Genomic DNA, 1,235 nt, shown 5'->3' with positions numbered 1-1,235 from the left:
TCGTCCAGTTCGCCTCTCGCGAGAGCGTCTGACACACCGCACACCGCAACGGGCCTCTTCGCACGAGTCGGAGGGGCCCGTTCCGGTGTGTGCGGCCATACCTCGCGAGAGGGCGTGTCCGGGGAGGGCCCCGTCCGTTAAACGGGTATGGCGGTAATCGCATGAAGGGGAACAGGCACCCCAAGGCCGACATCGAGGCGGCGCTGAAGCGGGCGGAACGGGCCGGCCTGAAAGTCACAAGGGATCAGAACGGCCATCGGTGGGGGTTCGTGATCTGCTGTGCGTGAGTGGTGGTTCACCCTGTATCCCGAGGTGCGGCCCACTGCTGAGCAGTCCGACCTGTTCTGCAACTCGGACGTGCTCGCCAGCGGCGAGATCGGGTGGGAGCAGGACCCGGACGGCGTGTGCTTCCCCTGCACGGTGGCAGCGCCTGCTTGGAGGACGCCGTGACGTGGGCCGCACATCGACTCCGCCAGGAGACCGGGGTGCACATCGCACGCGTCGAGATCGAGATGAAGGTGTTCGGCTGACGAGCGAGTCGTACACCGCGCACAGGTACGGGCCCCTCCCACCCAGGGATGCTGTTGGTTAATTCCGCAAGGGTCTTCGTGACTACGGCCTGCACGATCCCGTTGGGGTGGTGCAGGCCGTAGTCGTGTTCAGGGGTGGGTTCGTGTCGTTGCGTGGTGTGGAGTTGGCGGAGATCCCCGAGGAGACCGTGCGGGTGGCGCGTGCGGTGTTCCCGAAGGGGTGTCTGGCGATGCGGGTGCGGGATGCGCTCGGGCCGGTCTTTGCCGATGCCCAGTTCGGGGAGCTGTTCCCGGTCCGGGGGCGCCCGGCGGTCTCGCCGGCCAGGCTGGCGCTGGTGTCGGTGTTGCAGTTCGCGGAAGGACTGACCGACCGGCAGGCCGCGCACGCGGTCCGCTCGCGTCTGGACTGGAAGTACGCCTTGTCGCTGGAGCTGACCGATACCGGATTCGATTTCTCCGTGCTCAGCGGGTTCCGTGGCCGGCTGGTCGACGGCGACGCCGGCCGGGAAGTGTTCGACGCGGTGCTGCGGGCGGCCGGTGAGGCGGGCCTGGTCAAGCCGGGCAGGCGACAGCGAACCGACGCCACCCATGTGCTGGCCGCGACCAGGGACCTGAACCGGCTGGAGTTCGTGGTCGAGACCCTGCGTGCGGCACTGAATCAGCTCGCCGAGGAAGCCGGGGACTGGCTGGTGAGGGTGGCGGCGC

The 1,235-nt window shown here is 68.3% G+C and carries 1 protein-coding gene; it reads left to right on the top strand.

The window, feature by feature from the left end; translation table 11 throughout:
• Positions 1 to 673: 673 nt before the first annotated feature.
• Positions 674 to 1,235, top strand: a 562-nt coding sequence (locus AC069R_RS27120) for a transposase (protein ID WP_478769475.1), incomplete at its 3' end; no start/stop codon positions are given.

Source organism: Streptomyces sp. NPDC043952, from assembly GCF_056435325.1.
The sequence above is the reverse complement of the archived record's forward strand: the minus strand, read 5'-3'. Positions and strand labels throughout refer to the sequence as shown.